A 16,424-nucleotide genomic window follows, 5' to 3' on the forward strand; every position below is an offset into this window, starting at 1 on the left:
CCGCCGTGGTACAGGACAGCGACTCCGGATCCCGGCCGCGCCGGGACTACCTGCGCATCGAGGGCGTGACCCGGCGTTTCGACGACACGCTCGCGGTCGATGGCGTGTCGCTGGCGATCGCCGAGCGCGAGATCTTCGCGCTGCTGGGCAGTTCCGGCTGCGGCAAGACCACGCTGCTGCGCATGCTCGCGGGGTTGGAGGCGCCCGACGCCGGCCGCATCGTGCTCGACGGCGAGGACCTCGCGGCGGTGCCGGCGTACCGGCGGCCGACGAACATGATGTTCCAGTCCTACGCGCTGTTTCCGCACCTGACGGTGGAGCAGAACGTCGCCTTCGGCCTGTGGCAGGAGCGGCCGCGGCTCGCGCGCGCCGAGGTCGCTGCGCGCGTCGCGGCGATGCTGGAGCTGGTGCAGATGCAGCGTTACGCGCGCCGCAAGCCGCACGAGCTCTCCGGCGGACAGCAGCAGCGCGTCGCGCTCGCGCGCAGCCTCGCGAAGGAGCCCAAGCTGCTGCTGCTCGACGAGCCGCTCGCCGCGCTCGACAAGAAGATCCGCCAGCGCACGCAGCTCGAGCTCGTGAACCTGATCGAGCGCGTCGGCGTCACCTGCATCCTCGTCACGCACGACCAGGAGGAGGCGATGACGATGGCCGGGCGCATCGGCGTGATGAACGAGGGGCGCCTGCTGCAGGTCGGCACGCCGGGCGAGATCTACGAGACGCCCAACTGCCGCTTCACCGCCGAATTCGTCGGCGAGACCAACCTGTTCCGCGGGCGGGTCGATGGCGGTGCGCTGCATTGCGAGGACTTTCCCGCGCCGATCCTGCTGCCCGCCGATGCCGACCCGGACGACGGCGGGGAGGCGTGGCTGTCGGTGCGCCCGGAGCGTGTCGCGCTGAGCCGGGCGGGCGCCGCACCCGCGGGCGCCGGCTGCAACGCCGCGGTGGGCGAGGTCGCCGAGATCGCCTACCTCGGCAGCCATTCCGTGTATCACGTGCGGCTCGCGAACGGCCGCATCGTGATCGCGAGCGTGGCGTCCGCGCAGTGGCGCGACGCCGCGCCGCCGACCTGGGGCGACGCCGTGCGCGTCGCGTGGTTCGCGCCCGACGGCGTGGTGCTGACGCGATGAAACGGGCGCGCTGCTTCCTCCTGCGCGGACACTTCTGGGTCGGGCTGCTGCCCTGGGCGTGGATGCTGCTGTTCTTCGCGCTGCCGTTCGCGCTGATCCTGAAAGTGAGCCTGTCGACGCCCGAGCTGGCAGTGCCGCCCTACGTGTCGCCCTTCGTGCTGGAGCCGGGCGCGGCGCTGCCGCACTTCCGGCCGGACCTCGCGAGCTACCGCCGCCTGCATGACGAACTGCGGGCGCTGGGGCTGGCCGGCGCGGACCTGCAATACCTCGCCGCGTGGGGTGGCTCGTTGCTGCTCGCGGCGCTGACGACGCTGCTGTGCCTCGTGATCGGCTATCCGTTCGCGTACCACATCGCACGCTCGCGCGAGGCGGCACGCAACACGCTGCTGATGCTGGTGATGCTGCCGTTCTGGACCTCGTTCCTGCTGCGCGTGTATGCGTGGATGTCGCTCCTTGACAGCAGCGAGCTGGGCCTCATCAACCGCCTGCTGCTCGCCGCGGGCCTGGTCGATGCGCCGCTGCAGCTCCTCTACAACCGCGGCGCGGTGCTGGTCGGCATGGTGTACAGCTACCTGCCCTTCATGGTGCTGCCGCTCTACGCCAACCTCGTGAAGCTCGACCAGCGTCTGCTCGAGGCGGCGGCCGACCTTGGCGCGCAACCGTGGATGACTTTCCTGCGCGTGACCCTGCCGCTGTCGCGCCGCGGCATCGTCGCCGGCGCGATGCTGGTGTTCATCCCGGCGGTGGGCGAGTTCGTGATCCCGGATCTGCTGGGCGGCGGCGACGTGCTGATGATCGGCCGCAAGATCTGGGACGACTTCGGCCCCAATCAGGACTGGCCGATGGCCGCGGCGGTGGCCGTGACGATGGTGCTGGTGCTGATCGTGCCGATCGCGCTGCTGCATCGGCACGGGCGCGCGAACGGCAACGGGGCCCAGCGATGAGCGCACGCGCGCGCGCCGGCGCGACGGCCTGGCTCGTCGTCGTGTACGCCTTCCTGTACCTGCCGATCCTGTGCCTGGTCGTGTTCTCCTTCACCGCGGGCGAGATCACCACCGAGCTCGACGGCCTCTCGCTGCGCTGGTACGCGGAGCTGCTGCGCGACGAGGAGCTGATCGCCGCCGTGCTGCTGTCGCTGCGCGTCGGCGCGTTTGCGGCGAGCGCGGCGGTGATCGTCGGCAGCGCGGCGGCCTTCGTGCTCGCGCGCTGCGGGCGCTACCCGGGCAGTGCCGCCTTCGCCGGCATGACGACCGCGCCGATGGTGATGCCCGAAGTGGTGATCGGCCTGTCGCTGGTGCTGCTGTTCACCCATCCCGTCTTCGCCTTCCTCGGCGGGCGCGGGGTCGCCGCGATCTGGGCGGCGCACACGACGCTGTGCACGGCCTACGTGACCGTGCTGGTGCAGTCGCGCCTGCGCGAGATGGACCGCGCGCTCGAAGAGGCCGCGCTCGACCTCGGCTGCGCGCCCCTCAAGGTCTTCTTCGTCATCACGGTGCCGGTGATCGCGCCGGCGCTGGTGGCCGGCTGGCTGCTCGCGTTCACGCTGTCGATGGACGATTTCGTGCTCGCGGCGATGCTCTCCGACCCCGGCAGCACGACCCTGCCGGTGCTCGTGTTCGCGCGCCTGCACCACGGCCTCAAGCCCGAGATCAACGCGCTCGCGACGGTCATCGTCGCGGTCGTGTCCCTCGCGGTCGTCATCGCCAACCGGCTCATGCTGTCGGCACAGAAGAAACGCATGGCCGCGGCACGCCATGCGGCAGGGATTTCACCGGCGGGCAGGTCAGCCGTTACACTGAGGGATCCCGACAATCGGAGTGAATGGATTGCGCATCCCTGAGACCGTCGCGACCGACGAACAGGAGGACGAACAGGCGGTGCAGACGACCGTCGCCGTGCTCGCCGAGCACGAGGCGGCGCACGAGCGCCCGGCCAGCCTGCCGGCGATGTACCGCGCGCTGTGGCAGCATGCGGAAGGCGTGCGCCACCTGATCTTCGGCGCCTTCGGGCTGCTGCTCGCGTCGCAGCTCTTCAAGCTCGCCGTGCCGTGGTTCGCCGGCAGCGCGATCAACGCGATCCAGAAAGGTGGCATCGAGGCCTTGTCCGAAGCCGGGCGCTGGCTGATCCTGCTGTTCACGGCCATCGTCGCGACCTGGCTGCTGCACGGCCCGGGCCGCATCCTCGAACGCAACGTCGCGTTGCGCGTGCGCGAACGCCTGTCGGCGCTGCTGGTCGGGCGCCTGATGCGCGCGCCGCTGGCGTGGCACGAGCGCCATCACTCGGGCGAGATCACGCATCGCGTGCAGCAGAGCACGGGCGCCCTGTACGACTTCGCGCAGAGCCAGTTCATCTACCTGCAGAACACCGTGCAGCTGATCGGCCCCATCGTCGCGCTGTGGGTGATCTCCACGCTGGTCGGCAGCGTCGCGGTGATCGGCTACGGCCTCATCGCGTTGATGATCACGCGCTTCGACCGCGTGATGATGAAGATCGCCGTCGACACCAACCGCGCCGAGCGCGCCTGGTCGGCGACGATGGTCGACGTGCTCGGCAACGTGCTGTCGGTGCTCGCGCTGCGCCGTGCCGACGGCGTCGCGCGCCTGATCGCGGCGCGGCTGGAGGCGATGGCGGGGCCGCTGAAGCGCAGCATCGTCATCAACGAGGGGAAGTGGGCGGCGGTCGACCTCCTCGCGAGCCTGCTGTGGTGCATCCTCGTCGCCGTGTACGCCGCGCAGGCGGCGGGGCTGATCGGCGCCGGGGCCGCCGCGGGCGTGGCGAGCGGCATCGCGCTGGGCAAGGTGTTCATGGTGTATGAATACTCGCAGCAGGCGGGCGGCGTGATCACCGCGATCGCGTCGCACTTCCAGTCGCTGTCGCGCCAGCGCGCCGACTTCGCCTCGGCGCGGCCGGTGTTCGCCGCACGCGAGGCCGCCGAGCCGGCGCGCTGCTCGGCCGAAGGCGAGCCGTGGCAGCACGTGACGGTCACCGACCTGCGCTTCGCGCACGCCGGCAGCGACCGCGCCGGCGCCGCGATCGACATCCCGCACCTGGAACTCGAACGCGGCCGGCGCTACGCGCTGGTCGGCCCCAGCGGCGCGGGCAAGAGCACGCTGCTGCGCCTGCTGGCCGGGCTGGACACGCCCGCCGAGGCGATCGTGAGCTTCGACGCGATCCCCGCACCGGAGACGGCCTCGATCCTGCGCGGCATCGCGACGCTGATCCCGCAGCAGGCCGAGATGTTCGACGGCACGGTCGCCGAGAACCTGCTGCTGGGCGGCACCGCCAGTCCCGACAGCATCAGCGCGGCGCTGCGGGCGACCTGCGCGGACGCCTTCGTCGAAGGGCTGCACGGCGGGCTGGCGGCGCGCGTCGTCGAAGGCGGCGCGAACTGGTCCGGCGGCCAGCGCCAGCGCCTCGCACTCGCCCGCGGCGTGCTCGCCGCCGACGGCAGCTCGCTGGTGCTGCTCGACGAGCCGACGAGCGCGCTCGATCCGGAAACCGAGGCGCGCGTGTACCAGGGCGTCTTCGACCACTTCGCCGACGCGGTCCTCGTCTCGTCGGTGCATCGCCTGCACCTGCTCGACCGCTTCGACGGCGTGATCCTGATGCAGGACGGGCGCATCGAGGCGATGGGGACGGCGTGGGAGCTCGCGCAGGCCTCGCCGCTGTTCCGCGAGATGCTGGCGGCGCAGGGCGGCGTGCGCGGCTGAAGCGCAGCGAATGGTTTGGCGATGACTGAAAACCAGACCCCCGAACAGAGAGCCCGCGACAACATCGACGCGCTGCTCAGGCAGGCGGGCTGGGTCGTTCAGTCGGCAAAGAAGATCGACCTCAACGTTGGCCAGGGGCAAGCGGTCCGCGAATACCAGACTGACGTCGGCCCGGCCGACTACGTATTGTTCGTCGACAAAAAGGCGGTCGGGGTCATCGAAGCCAAGAAGGAGGAGCTCGGCCACAAGATTACCGAGGTAGAGGAGCAAACCGAGGGCTACTCCGTCGCCAAGCTGAAATGGGTTAACAACAAGGAGCCGTTGCCCTTCCTCTACGAGAGCACCGGCATCATCACCCGCTTCACCGACGTGCGCGACCCCAAACCCCGCTCCCGCGAGGTGTTCAATTTCCACCGTCCGGAAACCCTCAAGGAGTGGCTATCCCAAGGGGCGAGCCTGCGCCAGCGCTTGCAGCACATTCCTGAACTCAATCCGGAGCACCGACCTGCGCAGGAACTGCGGCTGCGCGACTGCCAGGAAATTGCCATCAGCAACCTGGAAGCCTCGTTCAAGGCCGACCGGCCGCGTGCGCTGATCCAGATGGCGACCGGCGCGGGCAAGACCTACACCGCGATCACCTCGATCTACCGGCTGCTCAAGCACGCCGGCGGCAAACGCATCCTCTTCCTCGTCGATACGCGGAACCTCGGCGAACAGGCCGAGCAGGAGATGATGTCGTACGTGCCGATCGACGATAACCGCAAGTTCACCGAGCTCTACAACGTCCAGCGGTTGAAGTCCTCGTATGTTGCCAAGGACAGCCAGGTCTGCATCAGCACCATCCAGCGCCTGTATTCCATCCTCAAGGGCAGCGAACTCGACGAGGCCGCCGAGGAGATCAACCCGGCCGAGCTGACGCAACTGAGGACCCAACCCAAGGCGCCGCTGCCCGTCGTGTACAACGAGAAGATCCCGCCGGAGTTCTTCGATTTCATCTACATCGACGAGTGCCACCGTTCGATCTACAACCTGTGGCAGCAGGTGCTCGACTACTTCGACGCCAGCCTGATCGGGCTCACCGCGACGCCCGACAACCGCACCTACGGCTTCTTCAGGAAGAACGTGGTCAGTGACTACAGCCACGAAAAGGCCGTCGCCGACGGCGTGAACGTCGGCAATGAAATCTACGTCATCGAAACGCAGATCACTCAGGCCGGCGCACAGATCAGCGCCCACCAGCAGGTCGAGCGCCGCGAGAAACTCACGCGCAGGAAACGCTGGGAAATGCAGGACGAGGACGAGGCGTATTCGGCCACCCAGCTCGACCGCAAGATCGTCAACCCGGACCAGATCCGCACCGTCATCCGCACCTTCCGCGACCAGCTGCCGGAGATCTTTCCGGGCCGCAAGGAAGTGCCGAAGACGCTGATCTTCGCCAAGACCGACAGCCACGCCGACGACATCATCCAGACCGTGCGCGAGGAATTCGGCGAGGGCAACGCCTTCTGCAAGAAGCTCACCTACAAGATCGACGAAGACCCCAAGTCGGTGCTCGCCCAGTTCCGCAACGATTATTACCCGCGCATCGCCGTCACCGTGGACATGATCGCCACCGGCACCGACGTCAAGCCGCTCGAATGCCTGCTGTTCATGCGCGACGTGAAGAGCCGCAACTACTTCGAGCAGATGAAGGGGCGCGGCACGCGCACGCTGGACCTCGACGAGCTGCGCAAGGTCACGCCTTCGGCGGTGAGCGCCAAGACCCACTACGTGATCGTCGACGCGATCGGCGTCACCAAGTCGCTCAAAACCGCGAGCCAGCCGTTGATCACCAAGCCTTCGGTGCCGCTCAAGGATCTCGCGATGGCGGTGATGATGGGCGCCAGCGACGAAGACACCGTGTCCTCGCTCGCGGGCCGGCTGGCGCGGCTCAACAAGCAGCTCGACGCCGACGACCAGCGCCGCATCCGCGAGGCCGCCAGCGGGCTCACGCTCAGCCAGCTCGTCGGCCAGCTCTTCGCCGCCATCGACGCCGACAACGTCGAGGCGAAGGCGCTGCAGCTCGCCGGCCTGCCGGCCGGCAGCGACCCCGGCGATGCCAAACGCCAGCAGGCGCAGGAGCAGCTCGTGCAAGCCGCCGCCGGCGTTTTCAACGGCGAACTGGTCGAACTCATCGACGCCATCCGGCGCGACAAGGAACAGACCATCGACCACGACAACCTCGACACCGTGCTGCGCGCCGAGTGGGACAAGAACGCCGCGAGTAACGCGCAGGCGCTGGCGAATGAATTTGGCGAGTACCTGAACGCGCACCGCGACAGCATCACTGCGCTCACGATCTTCTTCAGTCAGCCGTACCGGCGGCGCGAACTCAGCTTCGAGCTGATCCGCCAGGTACTCGACAAGCTGCGCGCCGACAAACCCCAGCTTGCTCCCCTGCGCGTCTGGCAGGCCTACCGCCAGCTCGACGACTACAAGGGCGAGCAGCCTGTCAGCGAACTCTCGGCGCTCGTCGCGCTGATCCGCCGCGTCTGCGGCATGGACGACCGGCTCGCGAGCTTCGACGATACGGTGCGCCGCAACTTCCAGAACTGGGTCATGAAGCAGCACTCGGGCGGCAGCGAAAAGTTCAACGAGGAGCAGATGGCCTGGTTGCGCATGGTCCGCGACCACGTCGCGAACTCCTTCCACATCGCGCGCGACGACCTCGACATGTCGCCGTTCGACGGACAGGGCGGGCTGGGGCGGATGTTCCAGCTTTTCGGCGCGCGCATGGACCCGCTGCTCGACGAACTGAACGAAGCGCTGGTCGCCTGAAGAATCGCGCCACATCGTGGTGGCGCGATTCGACTTTGCGCGCCAAAACGGACGGCGGGGATCTATCCGCCGCTACAATGCACATAGTGCAAATATACCGAGCGTCCGAGATGACTCAACTTCATTGCTACGTCCCCGACGACGTCGCCGAAAAGGCCCAGCGCAAAGCCAAGGAGGCCGGCATGAGCGTGTCGCGTTACCTCGCCGAACTGGTCAAGCGCGACACCGGCGCCAGCGAAGCGTGGCCGGAAGGCTACTTCGAGCTGTTCGGAAAGTGGGAAGGCGCCCCTCTGGAGCGTGCACCGCAGGGGCAGTTCGAAGAGCGGTCGGCGTTCGAATGATCTACCTGCTCGATACCAACGTCTGCATCCGCCTGCTGAACGAACGAAGCCCCGTCATCCAGGACCACTTCCGCGCGCATGCGCCGGCCGACATCGCGTTGTGCAGCGTCGTCAAGGCCGAACTCCTCTACGGCGCCCGTCGCAGCCAGCGCATGGAAGCCGATCTGAACCTCCTCGAAGCGTTTTTCGCGCCGCTGCAGAGTCTGCCTTTCGACGATGCCTGTGCCGAACACTACGGCCGCATTCGTGCCGACCTGTCGGGGCAGGGGCGTCCGATTGGCCCCAACGATCTCCTGATCGCCGCCATTGCCCGCGCGCACGACGCGACGCTGGTCACGCACAACACCGGCGAGTTCGGCCGGGTGGCGGGGTTGCGGCTGGAAGATTGGGAGGTGGCGTGATGGGCGGTTCGATGAGGTTGCCCAGTTGCTGGGTTCAGGTGACTGTGGCAGATCTTGGCAAGGTCGTTTCCGGGGGAACGCCATCAACGAAGGACGGCTCGTATTGGGGTGGAACAATCAGCTGGATTTCTCCTTCCGATCTGACCGGCTATAGCAACAAGTACATCGCAAAGGGTGCAAAATCAATTTCAGAAGCGGGCTTGAAGGCTAGTTCGGCCGCCATCATGCCGAGAGGCAGCGTCCATTTTTCATCAAGAGCGCCCATCGGCTATGTCGCCATAAGCTCGTGCGACATGACTACAAATCAAGGTTTCAAAAGCGTAGTCCCGGCGAAAGGCGTCTTCAATGAATATCTTTATTACTACTTCAAGGGTGCAAAACAGCTAGCTGAGTCAATGGCTACAGGAACAACCTTCAAGGAACTCTCGGGCTCTGCATTCAGTAAGTTGCCCGTCCCGCTCCCACCGACCGGCGAACAACACCGCATCGTCGCGAAGATAGAGGAACTGTTCTCCGAACTGGACAAGGGCATCGAAAGCCTGAAGACCGCCCAGGCGCAGCTCAAGGTCTATCGCCAGGCCCTGCTCAAACACGCCTTCGAGGGCAAGCTCACCGCCCAATGGCGCACCGACAACCCGGACCAACTCGAAACCGCCGACGCCTTGCTGAAGCGCATCCAGCAGGAGCGCGCCGAGCGTTACCGGCAGCAACTCGCCGACTGGGAAGCTCGTGGAAAACAAGGCAGCAAGCCAAAAGCGCCAAAGCCGTTGGAGCCGCTTTCTGCCGATGAGCTTGCCGATTTGCCTGAATTGCCAGAAGGTTGGGGGTGGGTGAAAGTCAGTTCATTGGGGACACTGGGCACTGGGGTTACGCCCTTGAAAGGTCGGACAGATTTTTACGCAGGAGGAGTGATTCCTTGGGTGACAAGCGGAGCACTAAACGAAAGCTTCGTTACCAAAGCCAGCGATTACGTTACCCAAACGGCGTTGCAAGAAACGAATTTACGTATATACCCCAAGCATACTTTGCTGGTCGCTTTGTACGGTGAAGGTAAGACGAGGGGTAAGTGCTCTGAATTGCTCATAGAGGCAACAACCAATCAGGCAATCGCAGCCATTGTCTTGGAGGGTATGGCGGCAACCCTTCGTCCCTACGTGAAATGGTTTTTCCAGAAAAATTATGGAGATATTCGACTGAAATCCTCAGGTGGCGTGCAGCCGAACTTGAATCTGGGAATCATAGAGAACACGGCTGTGCCGTTGTGTCCGTTGGCCGAAGCAAAGCAGCTTGTTGAAACTATCGAGTACAAGCTCTCCGAAGTTGACCAACTCGACCAAACCATCACCTCCTCGCTGCAACAAGCCGAAGCCCTGCGCCAGTCCATCCTGAAAAAAGCCTTCTCCGGCCAGTTGGTACCGCAGGACCCGCAGGACGAACCCGCCTCGGTCCTGCTCGAACGCATCCGCGCGGAAAAATCGAATGGCATGAAGGCTCGCAAACGGGAAAAATCCCGCTAGAATACTGTATGAAAATACAGTCATTCAGAGGACGAACTCATGCCGACGCACGACACCACCCAAGCCCCCGTCGCGATCTACCAGTCGGCCGACGGCTCGATTTCGACCGAGGTTCGGCTGGAAGGCGAAACCGTGTGGCTGTCGCAGCAGCAGATCAGCCAACTGTTCGGCCGGGAACGATCGGTGGTGAGCAAGCATGTACGCAACATCTTTGCGGAAGGGGAGCTGTCGGCCGATTCAGTATGTGCAAAATTTGCACATACTGCGCCGGATGGCAAAACCTATCAGGTCGATCACTTCAATCTCGACGTGATCATTTCGGTCGGCTACCGCGTCAAGTCCGTCGAAGGCACCCGCTTCCGCATCTGGGCCAACCGGATCCTCAAGGACTACCTCGTCAAAGGGTATGCGCTGAACGAGCAGCGGCTGGCCCGGCAGCAGGAGAACATCCGCCAGCTCGAACGCACGCTGACGCTCTTCCAGCAAAACCTGATCGAGCAGGCCAGCCTGCCGGAGGCACGCGGACTGGTGGAAGTGATCGCCGGCTATGCGCGCACCTTCGTGCTGCTCAACCAGTTCGACAGCGAACGCCTGCCGCTGGACGATTTCACCACAACCATCCGCTACGCGATCCGCGAGGACGAAGCGCTGGCGGGCATCGCCGCGCTGAAGGCCGACATGACCGGGCGCGGCGAGGCGTCGGCCTTGTTCGGCAACCGGAAGGACGACAGTTTTGCCGGCATTCTCGGCAACATCCTTCAATCCTTCGGCGGCGAGTACGTGTATCCGAGCATCGAGGAACAGGCCGCGCATCTGCTTTATTTCGTCATCAAGAACCATCCGTTCTCGGACGGCAACAAGCGCATCGGCGCCTTTCTGTTCATCTGGTTCCTGCAACGCAACCGGCACCACTTGAAGTCCGACGGGGAATTGAAGATCAACGACAACGCGCTGGCCGCGATTGCCCTGCTGGTGGCGCAGAGCGATCCGGCGCAGAAGGAACTGATGGTTCATCTGATCATGAACCTGATCCGGAGTTAAGCAAGAACATGAACGCAACCGCCTCCATCGTCTCCAGGGTCTGGAGTTTCTGCACCACGCTGCGCGACGACGGCGTCAGCTACGGCGACTACCTCGAGCAGCTGACCTACCTGATCTTCCTCAAGATGGCGCACGAATACAGCCAGCCGCCGTACAGCCGCAAGGTCGGCATCCCGGCCGAATACAGCTGGACGAGCCTGAAGGCCAAACGCGGCGCCGAGCTGGAAGTGCATTACGTGACGCTGCTGCGCGAGCTCGGCAACCGGCCGGGTATGCTCGGTTCGATCTTCACCAAGGCGCAGAACAAGATCCAGGACCCGGCCAAGCTCTACCGGCTGATCGACATGGTGGACGACACCCAGTGGGTGACCATGGGCGCCGACGTCAAGGGCGACATCTACGAAGGCCTGCTCGAACGCAACGCCGAGGACACCAAGTCTGGCGCCGGCCAGTATTTCACGCCGCGCGCCCTGATCCGCGCGATGGTCGAATGCGTGCGTCCGGAGCCCGGCAAGACGATCGCCGACCCGGCCTGCGGCACCGGCGGCTTCTTCCTCGCCGCCTACGACTTCCTGGTCGCGGCGCATGCAATGGACAAGGCGCAGAAGGCCTTTCTCAAGCACGAGACCTTCTTCGGCAACGAGATCGTCGCCGGCACGCGGCGCCTCGCGCTGATGAACATGTTCCTGCACAACATCGGCGAGATCGACGGCGACAGCATGATTTCGCCCAACGACGCGCTGGTCGCGAGTTCGCCGCAGACCTACGACTATGTGCTCGCGAATCCGCCCTTCGGCAAGAAGAGCGCGATGAGCTTCACCAACGAGGACGGCGAGCAGGAGAAGGACGACCTGACCTACAACCGCCAGGACTTCTGGGCGACCACCTCGAACAAGCAGCTCAACTTCGTCCAGCACATCCGCACCATGCTCAAGACCACCGGCCGCGCCGCGGTGGTGGTGCCCGACAACGTGCTGTTCGAAGGCGGTGCCGGCGAGACGGTGCGCAGGAAGCTGCTGGAAACCACCGACCTGCACACCATCCTGCGCCTGCCGACCGGCATCTTCTACGCCAACGGGGTCAAGGCCAACGTGCTGTTCTTCGACAACCACGCGGCGAGCAAGGAAGCGTGGACCAAGGAAGTCTGGATCTACGACTACCGCACCAACATCCACCACACGCTGAAAAAGAAGCCGCTGCGCTTCGAGGATCTGCAGGAGTTCATCGCCTGCTACCAGCCGGCGAACCGCTTCAGGCGCCAGGAAACCTGGAACGAGGCGAGCAACCCGGAAGGGCGCTGGCGCAAGTTCGGCTTCGATCAGATCGTCGCCCGTGACAAGACCAGCCTCGACATCTTCTGGCTGAAGGACAAGAGCCTCGCCGACCTCGACAATTTGCCCGAGCCTGACGAACTGGCCGGCGAAATCATCGACAACCTGGAGGCCGGGTTGAACAGCTTCCGGGAAGTCGCGGCAGCCTTGTAGCGTGAAGTGCCGAGCGGTCAGCCTGCGCGATTTCCCGGGCCAGGCTGATCGCTTCGGCGGGCCGGATCAACTGCCCGACCCCGCGTTCGTACCTCGCGCCCCGGTCAGGACCAGCTGGCCATCCTTGACGGGAATGCGCTCGCCGGGTTCGTGGTCCATGCGCACGCGGCCGAGCTGCTCGCCGAGCCGGTATTCGACGTCATAGCCGATCACCCGTTCGCTGGTGTCCGTCACCGTCTTGCACCGGGTTTCGGTGGTGCTGTAGGTGTCGTTGGCCTGCATGTTCTCCTGGACCTTCTTGCCCGCGTAACCGCCGGCGGCCGCGCCGGCGAGGGTGGCGACCTTCTTGCCGGAGCCCGCGCCGATCTGGTTGCCCAGCAGCCCGCCGGCCAGCGCGCCGACCACCGTGCCGGCGATCTGGTGCTGGTCCTTGACCGGGGCGCGATGATTCACCACGACGTCCCTGCACACTTCGCGCGGCGTCTTGACCGCTTCCTTGAGCGGCTGCACGGCGACCACCTCGGCGTACTTCGGTCCGTGGTCGACCAGGTTGTAGGTGGCGACGGCACCGCCGGCGGTGACGCCCAGCGCCCCCAGCCCGATGCCCAGCATCATCGATTTGTCCATAGGTTCTCAGTGGTCCCTGAATCTGGTGCGAAGAGCTCGCGGTAGCCGATTCTATGTCCGCCCCTGCTGCCCGTCTGGATGGGGAAACAAAGAGATACCCAAACGTCCCGCGCCGGGCTCACCCGTCGCGTCGCATCTCGTTGCGTGCCGCGCTGTAGCTCGAGACGCAGTAGGGCACGAGGTAGTTCAGCGCGACGTGCGTCCACGAAATCCCTTCGCCCGCGATCAGGGGCCCGCCCTGGTTGATCAGGTTCAGGATCGTGCCGACGGTGAGCGCGACGCGCACGGCGACCCCGCGCACCGGCCCACTAGAGGCGCTGCGCAGGAAGCGCACGAGGGCGCCGCGTCGCGGCACGGTCGCTGCCATCCCGCCGGCCGCACGCGGCCCGTCCGTCAGCACGGCCGCAGGGCCGGCATCGCGGCCGCGAGCGTCATCCTTTCGCGCGTGTACGCGCCCTGCAGCACGAAGCCGAGCGCCTGCTGCGACACCGCGTCGCGGAAGACCGCGCGCAGCCCGTCCGCGCCGGATTCCTCCTCCCAGCGCCCGGCGCGGCCGGCCGGCGGCGGCGACACGACCGTCGGGCACGCGGGCGTCTTCACGACGATGGGCATCGCCGGCAGCTCGACCGCCTCGGGCGCGCCGGTGAGGGTCGCGGCGAGGCGCTTCGCCCCCTGCATGATCGGCATCACGTAGGGCAGGAACAGGCCGTCGATTTCGGCGCAGTCGCCCAGCGCGTGGATGTGCGGGTCGGAGGTGCGCAGGAAGGTGTCGGTGACGATGCCCAGGTTCGTTGCGAGGCCCGCGGATTGCGCCAGTGCGAGGTTCGGGCGCAGGCCGATCGCCGAGACGACGAGGTCGTGGTGCGTCGCCCCGCCCTGCGCGTCGACGAGGCGGCAGCCCGCGGCCGCGCGTTCGGCGCGCGCGAGCCGGGTGTCGAGGCGGAACACGACGCCGATCGCTTCCAGCCGGCTGCGCAGGGCGGCAGCGGCGGAGGCGGGCAGCAGGCGCGCGAGGGGCTGCGCGGCGGTGTCGAAGACGGTGACGGCGTAGCCGCCGAGGCTCAGGTCGTTGGCGAATTCGCAGCCGATCAGCCCGGCGCCGATGATCGCGACCGTGCGCGTGCCGGCGAGGCGCTGGCGCAGCACGCGGTAGTCGGCGAGGTCGTTCACCGCAAGAATGTCCGGCGCGCCGTCGCCGGCCAGCGGTACCGGCAGCTGCGCCGCGCCGACGGCGAGGACCAGGCGGCCGTAGGCGAGCTCGCCGCGGCTGGTGCGCACGACGCGGCGCGCGGCGTCGATGCCGAGCACGAAGGTCCCGGCCATGATCTGCACGTCGAGGTCCTGCGCCAGCTTCGCGGCCGTGGCGAGGACCAGCGCGTCGGGCGCCTTGCCGGCGGCGAAGGCGTTGGACAGGCTGGGTTTGGAGTAGAAGCTGCCGTCGTCGGCCGTGACGACGAGGATCTCCACGGCCTTGTCGCGCTTGCGCAGCTCGCGCACGAGCGTGATGCCCGCGAGCCCGCTGCCGATGATCAGGATTCTGTCGTTCATTGTCTGTCCCGGGAGAAGGTGGGGGCGCCGGGGCCGTGCGGGGGGCAGGCCCGGCGCCCGGCCGTGGCGCTCACGCCGCGCCGAACTCCTCGTACGCGCGCACCGCCTCGGCGGCGTACATGAGGTTCGGCCCGCCGCCCATGTAGACGCAGATCGCCAGCGTCTCCATCAGCTGCTCGCGCGTGACGCCGAGCCGGATCAGCGCCTTCACGTGGAAGCCGATGCAGGCGTCGCAGCGCGCGGCGACGCCCACCGCGAGCGCGATCAGCTCCTTCTGCAGCGCCGGCAGCGCGCCGGCGGCGAGCGCGCCCTGCGACAGCTGGCCGAAGCCCTTCATCGTGTCGGGCACGGCGCTGCGGATCTGCGCCAGCGCCTTCGACACGTCGCCGGTGATGACCGAGAACGATTTGCTCATGTCACACCTCGTCCACGCGCGCGACGCTCATCGGCACCGGGTTGCGCATGGTGTTGGCGACCGGCGAGAAGTAGTTGGCGTGGCGCACCACGTCGTCGAGCTGTTCGGGCGTCGCGTCGCCCTCGACGATCACCTTCACGCGGATCTCCTGGAAGCCCATGTCTCCGGGCTGGCGCTCGGCGCCGCCGGCGCCCCACGCGCCGGTGTTGCCGATGTCGGCCTCGAGGAAGATTTCCAGGCGGCTGAGCGTGATCTCGCGGTAGGTGGCGACCGCGGTGATGCCGACGCCGAGGCAGCCGCCGAGCGCCGACAGCACGACTTCGCCGGGGGCCGGCGCGGTGTTCTCGCCAAAGAGATGCAGCGGCTCGTCGACGATCACCGGGTTGTGGATGCCGACATAGCTCCACGAGCGGAACTGCCCCTGCATCACGGTGTGCACCTTGTTGGTGCCGCGGCGTTCGGGGTTGTCGCGGCCGGAAGCGGCGAAGTTGAGCAGGCCCTGGCGGTCGATCGGGCGCAGGGAAGTCTTGACGGTCGGGGTGGTCATTGTGGTTCTCCTGTACGGGGGTTGGCGTTTCTTCGGGGTGAGCGCCGCCCGTCCCGCCGGGGCGGGCTGCGGTCGACGCGGATCGGGGGAGCCCCGCGGGCTGCGGGGCGGGGGTCAGTAGGTCTTGTAGGGCAGGAACTTGCCCGACATCGTGATGCTCACGCGGTCGCCCAGCGGGTCGGGCTCGCGCTGCAGGTCCATGCGGAAGTCGATCGCGGACATGATCCCGTCGCCGAACTCCTCGTGGATCAGCGCCTTGAAGGTCGTGCCATACACGCTGATCAGCTCGTAGAAGCGGTAGATCAGCGGGTCGGTCGGCACCGCGGTGGGCAGCGAGCCCTTGTAGGGCACGACCTGCAGCAGCGCGACCGCTTCCGCGGGCAGGCCGAAGGTGTCGCCGAGGATCGCGGCCTGCGCGGCGTCGAAAGTCATCTGGCCGAGGCAGCCGGCCGTGACCCATTCCTTCGACAGGCCGATCCGGTCCGCCACGTCGGCCCACTTCAGGCCCTTGGCGATCTTGGCGGCGATGATCATTTCGGTGACGTCGTTGCGGTTCATGGTCTTTTCTCCTGGGGGGATGGTTGCGGCCTTAGTGATTGACGACCTGCCGGAGCACGGGCTGGCCCGGTTCGGCCGGCAGGGTGGATTCGGGCACGAGGCCGGGGCGGACCACCGGCGGATGCCTCGCGTCGTGCAGCACGGCGGCGCCGTGGCCGGCATAGTTTTAGGCGGGACGAAAAAAAGCCGGAAAACGGACATATTTGCACCGGACTACGGACGGAATTAAACCGGAATCTGCCCAGGGAAAAATGCCCGTCCGCGTGAGTCGCGACGGGCATCGTAATCGAC

16 protein-coding genes are annotated in these 16,424 nt (G+C 66.4%); 10 read left to right on the plus strand and 6 right to left on the minus strand.

The window, feature by feature from the left end:
- The first annotated feature begins 5 nt into the window (after nucleotides 1-5).
- The 10 genes from GPA22_RS20095 to GPA22_RS20140 all read left to right on the plus strand — a co-directional run bounded on the left by GPA22_RS20095 (nucleotide 6) and on the right by GPA22_RS20140 (nucleotide 12,438).
- On the plus strand, nucleotides 6-1,127 hold the full coding sequence (locus GPA22_RS20095) for a polyamine ABC transporter ATP-binding protein (RefSeq protein ID WP_169257847.1): 1,122 nt from the start codon (nucleotides 6-8) through the stop codon (nucleotides 1,125-1,127).
- Nucleotides 1,124-2,071 carry an ABC transporter permease gene (locus GPA22_RS20100; RefSeq protein WP_169257848.1) on the plus strand — a complete coding sequence of 316 codons (948 nt, stop codon included), beginning with the start codon at nucleotides 1,124-1,126 and terminating at the stop codon, nucleotides 2,069-2,071. The genes GPA22_RS20095 and GPA22_RS20100 overlap by 4 nt, the downstream gene beginning before the upstream one ends.
- Nucleotides 2,068-2,967, plus strand: a complete 900-nt coding sequence (locus tag GPA22_RS20105; protein ID WP_169257849.1) for an ABC transporter permease subunit — start codon at nucleotides 2,068-2,070, stop codon at nucleotides 2,965-2,967. Before GPA22_RS20100 ends, GPA22_RS20105 begins: the two co-directional genes overlap by 4 nt.
- Nucleotides 2,954-4,837 carry an ATP-binding cassette domain-containing protein gene (locus tag GPA22_RS20110; RefSeq protein ID WP_169257850.1) on the plus strand — a complete coding sequence of 628 codons (1,884 nt, stop codon included), beginning with the start codon at nucleotides 2,954-2,956 and terminating at the stop codon, nucleotides 4,835-4,837. Before GPA22_RS20105 ends, GPA22_RS20110 begins: the two co-directional genes overlap by 14 nt.
- A 21-nt stretch (nucleotides 4,838-4,858) precedes the next feature.
- Complete coding sequence (locus tag GPA22_RS20115; protein ID WP_169257851.1) at nucleotides 4,859-7,654, plus strand: type I restriction endonuclease subunit R; 2,796 nt, start codon at nucleotides 4,859-4,861, stop codon at nucleotides 7,652-7,654.
- A gap of 110 nt (nucleotides 7,655-7,764) precedes the next feature.
- The gene (locus GPA22_RS20120) at nucleotides 7,765-7,995 is read left to right on the plus strand and encodes a hypothetical protein (protein WP_169257852.1); all 231 of its coding nucleotides are present in this window, start codon (nucleotides 7,765-7,767) and stop codon (nucleotides 7,993-7,995) included.
- Nucleotides 7,992-8,396, plus strand: a complete 405-nt coding sequence (vapC, locus tag GPA22_RS20125) for a type II toxin-antitoxin system tRNA(fMet)-specific endonuclease VapC (RefSeq protein WP_211169249.1) — start codon at nucleotides 7,992-7,994, stop codon at nucleotides 8,394-8,396. Before GPA22_RS20120 ends, vapC begins: the two co-directional genes overlap by 4 nt.
- A complete protein-coding gene (locus GPA22_RS20130; protein ID WP_169257853.1) occupies nucleotides 8,396-9,913 on the plus strand; it encodes a restriction endonuclease subunit S in 1,518 nt (505 codons plus the stop codon). The genes vapC and GPA22_RS20130 overlap by 1 nt, the downstream gene beginning before the upstream one ends.
- A 39-nt stretch (nucleotides 9,914-9,952) precedes the next feature.
- Nucleotides 9,953-10,954 carry a virulence RhuM family protein/type II toxin-antitoxin system death-on-curing family toxin gene (locus GPA22_RS20135; RefSeq protein WP_169257854.1) on the plus strand — a complete coding sequence of 334 codons (1,002 nt, stop codon included), beginning with the start codon at nucleotides 9,953-9,955 and terminating at the stop codon, nucleotides 10,952-10,954.
- Nucleotides 10,955-10,962: 8 nt separating this feature from the next.
- Nucleotides 10,963-12,438: a class I SAM-dependent DNA methyltransferase gene (locus GPA22_RS20140; protein WP_169257855.1), complete on the plus strand. Its 1,476-nt coding sequence runs from the start codon at nucleotides 10,963-10,965 to the stop codon at nucleotides 12,436-12,438.
- A gap of 66 nt (nucleotides 12,439-12,504) precedes the next feature.
- Here GPA22_RS20140 and GPA22_RS20145 read toward each other — a convergent pair whose 3' ends face one another.
- The 6 genes from GPA22_RS20145 to cynS form a co-directional block, all read right to left on the minus strand.
- Nucleotides 12,505-13,065 carry a glycine zipper 2TM domain-containing protein gene (locus GPA22_RS20145; RefSeq protein WP_169257856.1) on the minus strand — a complete coding sequence of 187 codons (561 nt, stop codon included), beginning with the start codon at nucleotides 13,063-13,065 and terminating at the stop codon, nucleotides 12,505-12,507.
- Between the two features lie 118 nt (nucleotides 13,066-13,183).
- Entirely contained in the window at nucleotides 13,184-13,432 is a 249-nt protein-coding gene (gene nrtS, locus GPA22_RS20150; RefSeq protein ID WP_169257857.1) for a nitrate/nitrite transporter NrtS, read from the minus strand.
- 26 nt (nucleotides 13,433-13,458) lie between these two features.
- Nucleotides 13,459-14,613: an FAD-dependent oxidoreductase gene (locus tag GPA22_RS20155; protein ID WP_169257858.1), complete on the minus strand. Its 1,155-nt coding sequence runs from the start codon at nucleotides 14,611-14,613 to the stop codon at nucleotides 13,459-13,461.
- 70 nt (nucleotides 14,614-14,683) lie between these two features.
- Nucleotides 14,684-15,028 carry a carboxymuconolactone decarboxylase family protein gene (locus GPA22_RS20160; RefSeq protein WP_169257859.1) on the minus strand — a complete coding sequence of 115 codons (345 nt, stop codon included), beginning with the start codon at nucleotides 15,026-15,028 and terminating at the stop codon, nucleotides 14,684-14,686.
- Nucleotide 15,029: 1 nt separating this feature from the next.
- Entirely contained in the window at nucleotides 15,030-15,575 is a 546-nt protein-coding gene (locus GPA22_RS20165; protein WP_169257860.1) for an OsmC family protein, read from the minus strand.
- Nucleotides 15,576-15,689: 114 nt separating this feature from the next.
- Nucleotides 15,690-16,133, minus strand: coding sequence for a cyanase (gene cynS, locus GPA22_RS20170; RefSeq protein WP_169257861.1), 444 nt, complete (start codon nucleotides 16,131-16,133; stop codon nucleotides 15,690-15,692).
- Nucleotides 16,134-16,424: the final 291 nt, after the last annotated feature.

It is taken from the genome of Aromatoleum toluvorans, from assembly GCF_012910905.1.
Taxonomy (GTDB): domain Bacteria; phylum Pseudomonadota; class Gammaproteobacteria; order Burkholderiales; family Rhodocyclaceae; genus Aromatoleum; species Aromatoleum toluvorans.

What these genes read in the sequence shown, in the direction of transcription:
- GPA22_RS20165 (WP_169257860.1), bottom strand. Translation starts at nt 15,575, where the DNA reads ATGACCACCCCGACCGTCAAGACTTCCCTGCGCCCGATCGACCGCCAG.
- GPA22_RS20135 (WP_169257854.1), top strand. Translation starts at nt 9,953, where the DNA reads ATGCCGACGCACGACACCACCCAAGCCCCCGTCGCGATCTACCAGTCG.
- GPA22_RS20100 (WP_169257848.1), top strand. Translation starts at nt 1,124, where the DNA reads ATGAAACGGGCGCGCTGCTTCCTCCTGCGCGGACACTTCTGGGTCGGG.
- nrtS (WP_169257857.1), bottom strand. Translation starts at nt 13,432, where the DNA reads ATGGCAGCGACCGTGCCGCGACGCGGCGCCCTCGTGCGCTTCCTGCGC.
- vapC (WP_211169249.1), top strand. Translation starts at nt 7,992, where the DNA reads ATGATCTACCTGCTCGATACCAACGTCTGCATCCGCCTGCTGAACGAA.
- GPA22_RS20130 (WP_169257853.1), top strand. Translation starts at nt 8,396, where the DNA reads ATGGGCGGTTCGATGAGGTTGCCCAGTTGCTGGGTTCAGGTGACTGTG.
- GPA22_RS20115 (WP_169257851.1), top strand. Translation starts at nt 4,859, where the DNA reads ATGACTGAAAACCAGACCCCCGAACAGAGAGCCCGCGACAACATCGAC.
- GPA22_RS20105 (WP_169257849.1), top strand. Translation starts at nt 2,068, where the DNA reads ATGAGCGCACGCGCGCGCGCCGGCGCGACGGCCTGGCTCGTCGTCGTG.
- GPA22_RS20145 (WP_169257856.1), bottom strand. Translation starts at nt 13,065, where the DNA reads ATGGACAAATCGATGATGCTGGGCATCGGGCTGGGGGCGCTGGGCGTC.
- GPA22_RS20155 (WP_169257858.1), bottom strand. Translation starts at nt 14,613, where the DNA reads ATGAACGACAGAATCCTGATCATCGGCAGCGGGCTCGCGGGCATCACG.
- GPA22_RS20160 (WP_169257859.1), bottom strand. Translation starts at nt 15,028, where the DNA reads ATGAGCAAATCGTTCTCGGTCATCACCGGCGACGTGTCGAAGGCGCTG.
- GPA22_RS20120 (WP_169257852.1), top strand. Translation starts at nt 7,765, where the DNA reads ATGACTCAACTTCATTGCTACGTCCCCGACGACGTCGCCGAAAAGGCC.
- cynS (WP_169257861.1), bottom strand. Translation starts at nt 16,133, where the DNA reads ATGAACCGCAACGACGTCACCGAAATGATCATCGCCGCCAAGATCGCC.
- GPA22_RS20140 (WP_169257855.1), top strand. Translation starts at nt 10,963, where the DNA reads ATGAACGCAACCGCCTCCATCGTCTCCAGGGTCTGGAGTTTCTGCACC.